Below are 9,515 nucleotides of genomic sequence, written 5' to 3'. Positions count from 1 at the left end.
CCATGTGAGAGTAGGTCATCGTCAAGATTCATTTCGCAAAACCCCTATCTGCGCATGCAGGTAGGGGTTTTGTCTTTAAGTAGGAACTACAGAGATTCGCAGGCACGTCCGAGTGACGGGCCAGCACACAGAATTTCTTGACGACCATAGAGCATTGGAACCACCTGATCCCATCCCGAACTCAGCAGTGAAACGATGCATCGCCGATGGTAGTGTGGGGTTTCCCCATGTGAGAGTAGGTCATCGTCAAGATTCAAACCCAAAGCCCCTGTCTGCACTGCAGACAGGGGCTTTGTCTTTTCCGGGTACCAATACCGTTAGAACTGATAGCTGACCGTGGCGCTGACGTTGCGTTCTTCACCCATGTAGCAGTAGTTCAGGCTGGCACAGGAAGTGATGTAGCTTTCGTTGGTAAGGTTGTTGGCGTTAAGGCGCACATCCACACCTTTGAGCCCCACCTTGCCCAGGTCATAGCCGATCGAGGCGTCGAACAAGCTGTAGGAAGGCACCTTCATGCTGTTTTCCGCATCCACCCAGCTGTACCCCACATACCGCACGCCACCGCCCAACCGCAGGCCATCCAGGGGCCCCTGGTGGATGTTGTAGTCGGCCCACAGCGAGAACATCTGCTTCGGCGCCTGGGTTGGCGAATTGCCTTTGTTGTCCAAGTTGCCCGACACCAGGCTCGGCATCGCCTTGGCGTACTCGATGTCGGTAAAGGTATAGCCACCCAACAGTTTCAAGCTGTCGGTCAGTTGCACATGCGCCTCCAGCTCTAGCCCCTGGGAACGTACTTTACCTACAGGGCGATAGAAGTCTTCGTCAGGCTGCTTGGACGCCAGGTTCTCTTGCTCGATACGGAATACCGATGCGGTAAACAAGTTGTCGCTGCCTGGTGGCTGGTACTTGATGCCAGCCTCCCATTGCGTCCCCTCCGTCGGTGCCAGCGGACGGCCTTCCTGGTCGGACACGGTGTTAGGGTTGAACGACTCCGAGTAGCTGACATAGGGTGCAATGCCGTTCTCGAACAGGTAGAGCACCCCGGCCCGGGTAGTCATTTTGGAGCGCTGATCGCTGACCTTGGTATCGCTGTCGCGATTCTCTTCAGACACCTTCACCCAGTCCTGGCGCAGTCCCAAAGAAAAGCGCCACTGGTCCAGCTCTACCAAGTCCTGCAGGTACACGCCAGTTTGCTGCAAACGCCGCAGGTAGCGGTTCTCGCCCAGTACCTGAAGGTTGCCATTGCCATACTGCGGGTTCCCGGCATCCAACGGGTCGACCGTGCCATAACGCCAAGTGACGTCAGCCTTGCGCCGCTGGTAGTCGGTGCCCAACAGCAGGGTGTGTTTGGCAGCACCCGTGAAGAATTCCGCCTGCAGCATGTTGTCGATGATGTACGAATGCAGGCGCTCGTCGCCGCCGGTGTAAGCACGGTTGAGCATGTTGCTGTCGGCGTCTGCCCAACCGGCCGAATACACCTGGTCCATGGATACGTCGGAATCCTGGTAACGGAAGTTCTGCCGTGCGGTGAACACATCGTTGAAACGATGCTCGAACTGGTAGCTGAAGGACTGCTGTGTGCGCTCGTAGTTGTCGATGCCCGGCTCACCCTCGAAGAAGTGATCCGACAGGCGCAAGCCGTTGCGCTTGTGCAGCATGCCATCTGCAGGGTTGCCGCCGTGGTAACCACCGTTAGGGTCATGCTGCAGATACGCTTGCAGTGTGAGCGACGTGTCTTCGGTGAAGTCGATGCTGATCGACGGTGCAATGGCGTAGCGTTCTTCCTTGCTGTGGTCGAACTGTGTGTCGGAAGCATCCGCCAGGCCTGTCAGTCGATAAGCGATACGCTTGTCATCGTCCACTGGGCCGCTGAAATCAAAACCCGTCCCGCGCTGGCCCTGGGTACCAACCGTGGCCTGAACCTGATGGTAGGGGGTAAACAGTGGCTTCTTGGTGGTCAGGGCTACCAGGCCACCCGGTGAGCTTCGCCCGTACAGTACCGAAGACGGCCCTTTGAGAATGTCGATGCGCTCAAGGAAGTACGGGTCCACCTGCATGGTGCTGTAGGTGCCGTTGTCGCCCATGGACTTGAGCCCGTCGACATAGATGTTATCCACAGAGCCGTCGTTGAAGCCGCGCATGGCCACATAGTCGTAGCGGTGGGTCGCACCGTAAGGGTTAGTCAGTACTCCAGGCGTGTAGCGCATGGCCTGGGCAACGGTCTGTGAGCCCTGATCGTCCATCTGCTGGCGGGTAACCACAGACACCGATTGGGAGGTCTCGACCAACGGCATGCTGGTCTTGGTCGCCACCTGGCTGTGGGTGGCGTTGTAGCCCTCCATGCTGCCCAGTGCATTGCCGAGGGTGAAGCTACGGATATCAGTGTCGGGCAATGACAGTGCGGCGTCCTGGCGTTGTGCCTGCAGCACATAGCTACGTCCGTCCTGGCTGACGGCCTCCAGACCGCTGCCATTGAGCAGCTGGCGCATGGCCTGATCGTTAGCGTACTGCCCCTGTAGGCCGTTGGACTGCAGGCCATCGGTAAGCTCAGGCGTACTCGACAGGGTAATGCCGGCCTGGCGAGCGAACTGATTGAGCACCTCAGTGAGCTGGCCGGCCGGGATTGCGTAGTGATGACTCATTTGGGCCGTTTCAGCTGCTACGGAAAGCTGCGAAGCGGATGCCAGGCCCAAGGCGGTTCCAAACAGGGCAGCCCGGATGGCTTGGCGTAAGCGTACCGATTGCAGGGCAGGTCGAAGATCGCTTGGTTGGAACGTGTGCATTAACACCGGGTTGATAGACATGAAGGGTCCGTTGAAGGGTTGAGGGCAGAAGGGGTCGCTTACTGTCCTAGCCGGACCGGGATTAAAAAACCGCCAGAAATCGATAAGGCCTTATCAGGCCAAGCGCTCTACACGTACCCACCAGCGTGTACGTTGACGAAGCTTTACGGGCAGCGTCTGCGGCAGCAACTGCAGCAGTTGCTCCGGGTCTTCGAGACGGAACACTCCCGACAAGCGCAGATCGGTAACCTCGTCGCTGCAGCCCAGATAACCATGACGATAACGGCGGACCTGCGCGAGGAAGTCGGCCAAGCGCATGTCCTGGGTCACGATCAGCCCTTCGGCCCATGCCATCGAATCCATGTCCATGTGTGCGAGCCGGTGCGCGCCTTGAGCATCCAGGCGCCAGTTCTCTCCGCTTTCGATCCACAGCAGCTGGCCATTGCCAGATCGATGAATCGCGACTTTGCCGTGGCTGACGCTGACGCGCGTACAGTCGCCGTCCTGGTAGGCCACAAAGCGCCCTTCGAAGCCTTCCAGCAGCGCGTCACGTGTTTGTACCAGCAAGGAATGCCGAGGGCCGCAGGTGATCATCAGCTCCCCGTGCTTCAGGCGGACCAGACGCTGTTGGTCACTGAAGGCCAGGTCCACTGCACTGTGGGTATTGAGTTGCATCAATGAGCCATCGGGCAGCGTGAACGCGCGTCGTTCGCCCGTCCCGGTGGCATAGTCCGAGGCCCATGCACTGACGGCATCAATGTCTTTGGCCAACCATGTTGCCGACCCCACCATGACAACGCCGCCAAGCAGCTTCAGCGCCTGCCGCCTGTGCAGGCGTTGCTGGCTGGTTTCCAGGGTTTGCAACGCCAGCCCGGCACCGGGTATGGCACGTAAGTCGAGGTCTTGATGCAGGTGTGTAAGCCGTTGCCAGGCTCGCTCGTGTTCGAGCCGAGCATTGCGCCATTGTGCGCATTCCAATTGTAGAGCCGGGTCATGCCCGCTTTCACGAAGCCGCAGCATCCACTGGATGGCCTGCTTGACCACTTTTGCATCAGGGCGTGCGGCGGCCATCGCTTCAGCACTCGTCTTCGTAGCGCAGCACGTAGCAGTGGTAGAGCGCATCGGCAATGTAGCGTTCTACCGTGCGGACGGAGATTCCCATCTGTTCGGCGATGGCCTGGTGCTTCAGCCCCTCGCATTGGGCCAGCAGGAATGCGCGTCGTACCTTGGGTTTGAGGCCGTCGAGCATGCGTGCAATGCGCTCAAGCAACTCCAGCAGCAGCTCGCGGGTTTCTGCAGAGGGGGCCTGCGCTTCCGGTACATGGGCCAGCGCCTCCAGGTAGGCCCTGTGCAGCTCCTCGCGGCGCCAGTGATCGATTACCAGCCCACGCGCGACTGTGCGCAAGAAGGCCCGGGGAGCATTCAGCTGCAACTGCTCACGGCGCTGCAGCAGGCGTATGAAGGTGTCATGGGCCAGGTCTGCGGCATCGGCGGCGTTGCCGAGCTTGCCGCGCAACCAGTTGTGCAACCAACCGTGGTGGTCACTATAGAGCGTTTGCACGCAGTCGTTGCTGGGCATGGAGGAGGGCGCCGGCATCAATGGACATGAATGATAATTAGTCTCATTGTTGGCGGGGCAGGATTAATTTGCAACCCATCAGCTCGCGTCGCCCCTAAAGCCGGCGACGGATTAACGCCCCAACTGTGTATCCAGGTAATTACGGATTACCCGCGCGCCACTATTGAGGTGCTGTTCCAGCACTGTTACCGCCTCATCGACCAGCTTGTCACTGGCCGCATCCACCAGTGCGTTGTGATCATCCTGGGTGAGTTTGCCCAAGCCCATGGAGGAAAGATGAAAACGCAGGAAGCGTTCTTCTTCGTTCAGTTCGTTCTCGATCAGGCGCAGCAGTTTTTTATTTGGCGCCTTGCTGTACAGCGACATGTGGAACAGGCGGTTCAGGCGGCCGATTTCGGCATGGCGGGTTTCGTTTTCCAGCAGTTGGATATACCCACGGGCGCTGGCGATGTCGCTGGCATCCAGCAGCGGGATGGACTGGCGCAGCGCCTCGCTCTCAAGCAGTACACGAAGGGCATAGGTGTCCACCGCATCCTCGCCGATCAACGGCGCAACCACCGCACCTTTGTGCATTTCCACTTTCAGCAGCGATTGTGCTTCCAGCTGGCGCAGGGCCTCGCGCACGGGCATGCGGCTGACGCCGAACAAGGTGGCGAGTTCTTGCTGGCGCACGGCAGTACCTGGGGGCAAGCGGCCATCGAGAATGGCGCTACGCAGGCGTTCTTCGATCACGCCACGGGCCTGGTGCGGCAACAGCTGCTCGCTGGCCAGCACATTGCTCAATTTGATTTTCTCGGCCACGCGACGTCTGCCTCAACGATAACTAAAGTTGGATCCAATGACACTAGTTACAGCCCATGGGAATTGTCAAACCTGTACCCGTAATGGAACGGGCGCCCCAAAAGCGCGGCTATGGTGGATGAAGTCGCCTGCCAAAGGAAGCGGCCTATAGAAGGTTATAAACAGAAAGTGTAGGCGGGCTGACAAACGGGTGCATGATTGCAGCGTGCCATTGTCTTTTGCTGTGGCAAGCCCCACCATCGCTGCTTTCGACTGATCTGAACAGGGCTTCGCAGTGGCGATATCCTGGGTGCTCAAAACCGTTGTGCGACGTGTCGGCTTTGCCGCGCTGCTGGGCAGTCTGCTGCTGGGCGGCTTGCACGCGGATTGGGATTTTTCCCAGATCAGCCGCAAGTCGCAGGCCCTGTATGGCCCCTTGGGGGCCGGGAAGGGGCGCATCGATGCCTGGCAGAACCTGATGGCTACCCAGAAGCAGGGGAATGAGCTTGAGCGGCTGCAAGTGGTCAACCGCTTCTTCAACCAGCAATTGCGCTATGTCGAAGACATCGACCTCTGGCATGAGGTCGATTACTGGGCCACACCGGTGCAGGCCTTGATCAAGGGCGCCGGGGACTGCGAAGACTACGCCATCGCCAAGTATTTCAGCCTGCGGCGCATGGGTATCCCCAGCGAAAAACTGCGCATCACCTACGTAAAGGCGTTGCGGCAGAACCGGGCACATATGGTGCTGACCTATTATTCAAGCCCACAGGCGCAGCCTTTGGTGCTCGATAGCCTGATGGACGCCATCAAACCGGCCAGCCAGCGTACCGACCTGTTGCCGGTATACGCCTTCAATGGCGAGGGGTTGTGGCTGACGGGGGCCGCGGGCAACAAGAAGGTCGGCGATACCAAGCGGCTGTCACGCTGGCAGGATTTGCTGAAAAAAATGCAGGCCGAAGGGTTCCCGGCCGAGCCTGTTTACTGAAGGAGCACAGATGTCACTGTTCAAACAATTGCTGTTGGCCATTTGCCTGTTCCTGGTGGTCGCCTTCAGTGGCAGTTTCATGGTCAGCCTGGAAAGCTCGCGCAGCCAGTACGTCAACCAGCTGCGCTCGCATGCCCAGGATGCCGCGACCGCGTTGGCGCTGTCACTGACGCCTAATATCGACGACCCGGCGATGGTCGAGCTGATGGTCAGTTCGATCTTCGACAGTGGTTACTACTCCAGCATCAAGGTCGTCGACCTGGGTTCCAATGCCGTGCTGGTGGAGCGCCACGCCGAGCCGGACCCTGGCGGTGTACCCCGCTGGTTCGTGCAGCTTATCGGCCTGGAGGCTGCCGGCGGCGACGCCATCGTCAGCCGTGGCTGGCAGCAGGCCGCGCGCGTTGAAGTGATCAGCCACCCGATGTTCGCCATTGCCAAGCTCTGGCAAAGCGCCTTGGGCAGCCTGGGCTGGCTGCTGCTGTGCGGTGCCGCCAGTGCCGTGCTCGGTGCCTTGCTGCTGCGCCGCCAGTTGCGGCCGCTGGACTACATGGTCGAGCAATCCCACGCCATTGCCCGTCGCGAATTCCTAAGCCTGCCCGAGTTGCCGCGTACACCGGAGTTGCGCCGCGTGGTGCAGGCAATGAACCAGATGGTCGAGAAGCTCAAGGCCCTTTTCACCGAGCAGGCCGAGCGCAGCGAGCGGCTGCGTGCCGAGTCGTACCAGGACAGTTTGACTGGCCTGTCCAACCGCCGCTATTTCGAGATGCAGTTGAACACCCGGGTGAGCAACCTGGAAGAAGCGCGCGCGGGCTACCTGCTGTTGCTGCGCGTTCAAGGCCTGGCGGGTTTGAACGCCCGCCTGGGTGGCCAGCGCACCGACCAGTTGCTGCAAGCTGTGGGTGAGCAGTTGCGCCGTACCTGTGCCAGTTTCCCGGAAACCAACGACCTGATTTCCCGCAGCCGTGGCGGCGAGTTTGCCGTGCTGGCGCCGGGCATGGTGCATGAGGAAGCGGTACACCTTGCCCAGGCGCTGGAAGCGACGCTGCAGAGCCTGCACGAGACCGGCGCCAGTGATATCGACCCGGTTGCCTGCATCGGCCTTGCGCCGTTCAGCCCCGGTGATGCACCACAGGCATTGCTCAAGCTTGCCGACGAAGCCCTGGCCCGTGCCGAAAACCAGCCGACGCCAGGCTGGGTGTGCCTTGAACAAGGCGTGGCTGCTGTTGCGGCGGACAGCCAGCACGACTGGCATGAGCGGCTTGACCAAGCCTTTATCAACGGGCATTTCGAACTGTTCTTCCAGCCCGTGGTGGACTCCGGCACGCCACAACGGGTGCTGCACCACAAAGTGATTTCGCGCTTGAAGGATGGCCAGGGCGAGGCGTTGCCCGCGGGCCGCTTCCTGCCCTGGCTGGAACGCTTTGGCTGGATGCCTCGGCTGGATGTGCTGGTGCTGGAGAAAGTGCTGGCGCACTTGCGTGGGCATGACCAGGTGCTGGCGCTGAACCTGTCTGCCGCCACGCTGGCCGACCCCAAGGCCCTGCAGCGCGTCTTCGAGCTGCTGGGCCAGAATACGGCCATGGGGCCTCGGCTGGTGTTTGAAATTGGTGAGGAGCAGTTGCCTGAACAGGCGGCCCTGGAACACCTGACCCGGCGCCTGCACGCGCTTGGCTTTGGTCTGGCGCTGCAGCGTTTCGGTGGCCGCTTCAGCATGATCGGCAACCTGGCGCACCTGGGCCTGGCGTACCTGAAAATCGATGGCAGCTATATCCGCAACATCGACCAAGAGCAGCACAAGCGTCTGTTCATCGAAGCGATCCAGCGCGCGGCACACAGCATCGACCTGCCTTTGATTGCCGAGCGGGTCGAGACGGAAGGGGAGCGGCGGGTGTTGAAGGATATGGGTGTAGGCGGGATTCAGGGGCAGCTGGTTGGCGAACCTGCGCCCTGGCGTTAACTGAACCCGATCCCCTGTAGGAGCGGCACAAGGCCGCTCCTACAATGAGCCGCGCAGACTTGCTATCACCGCTCGCGCAGCGCTTCCGAACGCGCCTTCATGATCGGCTTGAGCAGGTAGCTCATGATGGTTTTCTTGCCGGTCATGATATCCACCGTAGCCACCATCCCCGGAATGATCAGCAGCGGTTTTTCGTCAGTCCCCAGGTGGCTGCGATCGGTGCGCAGCTTGATCAGGTAATACGTGGTCTTCTTGTCTTCATCGGTGATGGTGTCCGCACCGATCTGTTCCAGCTTGGCCTTGAGCCCACCGTAGATGGTGTAGTCATAGGCCGTGAACTTCACCGTCGCTTCCTGGCCAGGGTGCAGGAAGGCGATGTCCTTGGGCAGGATTTTCGCTTCGATGACCAGCGTGTCGTCCAGTGGCACGATCTCGATGATATCGCTGCCTGGCTGGATGACTCCGCCAATGGTGTTCACCAACAGCTGCTTGACGATACCGCGCACCGGTGAAGTGACCATGGTGCGGTGTACCCGGTCGTCCAGTGCTTTACTGGTGGCGGTCGCCTTGTTCAGCTCGGTGCGTGCCTCGTTCAGCTGGGTCAATGCTTCGCTGCGGAACTTGCCACGGGTTTCTTCGATCTTGCTCTGCACCTCGCGGATGGCGGCCTCGGCACGCGGGATGGCCAGTGCGGTGGAGTCAAGCTGGCCGCGGTTTTCAACTTCTGCACGGCGCAGGCGCAGCACTTCTACCTGGGAAATCGCACCGGTCGCCACCAGCGGTTCGGACATGCCGATTTCCTTGCGCAGCAGCTCAAGGCTGTTGGCGTACTGGGCGCGTTTGGAGCTGTACTCACGCAGTTCCTGCTGGCGCTGGACCAGTTGCTGCTGCAGGCCGCCAATTTCGTCCTGCAGTTGCTGGCGCCGGCTCTGGTACAGCGACTCTTCACTGGCTGCCTGGCTGGGTGCGGCTTTGCGCAGTTCTTCGTCGATCTTGAGCGGGCTGTCCTGAACTTCCGCACTCAGTCGTTCGACCCGCAGGGCCATGGCCAGGCGATCTGCCTCGGTTTCACCCACGTTTGAAGCGAAACGGGTTTCGTCCAGGCGCAGTAGTGGCTGGCCCACCTCTACGATCTGCCCTTCCTTGGCGAAGATCTCGGCGACGATGCCGCCTTCCAGGTTCTGGATCTTCTGCACTTTGGAAGACGGGATAGCCTTGCCTTCGCCCCGCGTGACCTCATCGATGGGCGCAACGCTGGCCCATACGATCATGAACACGAAGAACAGGATCACGCCCCAGATGGTCAGCCTTACCACCCTTGGCGCATCCTCGATCAGGGCTTTGTTTACCTCTGGCAGCGGCTGGCCGCCCAGTGAGTCGGAGCCCTTGAAATAGCGCCTCAGGCCATCCTTGAATTGCCCCATATCC

The 9,515-nt window shown here is 60.2% G+C and carries 7 protein-coding genes and 1 rRNA gene; 3 read left to right on the top strand and 5 right to left on the bottom strand.

The window, feature by feature from the left end; all coding sequences use genetic code 11:
* The first annotated feature begins 136 nt into the window (after positions 1–136).
* Positions 137–252: ribosomal RNA gene (rrf, locus tag D8767_RS28585) — 5S ribosomal RNA — on the top strand.
* Between the two features lie 65 nt (positions 253–317).
* On the opposite strand, the gene D8767_RS28580 is transcribed toward rrf, so the two are convergent.
* From D8767_RS28580 to D8767_RS28565, 4 genes are all read right to left on the bottom strand, one after another.
* A complete protein-coding gene (locus D8767_RS28580) occupies positions 318–2,783 on the bottom strand; it encodes a TonB-dependent siderophore receptor (protein WP_050545244.1) in 2,466 nt (821 codons plus the stop codon).
* 114 nt (positions 2,784–2,897) lie between these two features.
* Positions 2,898–3,854 carry a FecR domain-containing protein gene (locus D8767_RS28575; RefSeq protein WP_016714380.1) on the bottom strand — a complete coding sequence of 319 codons (957 nt, stop codon included), beginning with the start codon at positions 3,852–3,854 and terminating at the stop codon, positions 2,898–2,900.
* Positions 3,855–3,858: 4 nt separating this feature from the next.
* Complete coding sequence (locus D8767_RS28570; RefSeq protein WP_016714381.1) at positions 3,859–4,362, bottom strand: sigma-70 family RNA polymerase sigma factor; 504 nt, start codon at positions 4,360–4,362, stop codon at positions 3,859–3,861.
* Positions 4,363–4,473: 111 nt separating this feature from the next.
* Positions 4,474–5,163 carry a GntR family transcriptional regulator gene (locus D8767_RS28565; RefSeq protein WP_016714382.1) on the bottom strand — a complete coding sequence of 230 codons (690 nt, stop codon included), beginning with the start codon at positions 5,161–5,163 and terminating at the stop codon, positions 4,474–4,476.
* 280 nt (positions 5,164–5,443) lie between these two features.
* On the opposite strand from D8767_RS28565, the gene lapG reads away from it, so the two are divergent.
* Positions 5,444–6,130 (top strand): cysteine protease LapG, encoded by a 687-nt coding sequence (gene lapG, locus D8767_RS28560; protein WP_371059104.1) that lies wholly within the window; start codon positions 5,444–5,446, stop codon positions 6,128–6,130.
* 10 nt (positions 6,131–6,140) lie between these two features.
* Positions 6,141–8,087 (top strand): cyclic di-GMP receptor LapD, encoded by a 1,947-nt coding sequence (gene lapD / locus D8767_RS28555; RefSeq protein WP_016714384.1) that lies wholly within the window; start codon positions 6,141–6,143, stop codon positions 8,085–8,087.
* A gap of 65 nt (positions 8,088–8,152) precedes the next feature.
* Here the strand turns inward: lapD and D8767_RS28550 are convergent, their stop codons facing one another.
* Positions 8,153–9,511 carry an HlyD family type I secretion periplasmic adaptor subunit gene (locus D8767_RS28550; RefSeq protein ID WP_174442283.1) on the bottom strand — a complete coding sequence of 453 codons (1,359 nt, stop codon included), beginning with the start codon at positions 9,509–9,511 and terminating at the stop codon, positions 8,153–8,155.
* Positions 9,512–9,515 lie beyond the last annotated feature (4 nt).

Source organism: Pseudomonas sp. LTGT-11-2Z, from assembly GCF_003691445.1.
Lineage (GTDB): Bacteria > Pseudomonadota > Gammaproteobacteria > Pseudomonadales > Pseudomonadaceae > Aquipseudomonas > Aquipseudomonas monteilii.
This window is presented reverse-complemented; position numbering and strand designations above follow the sequence as displayed.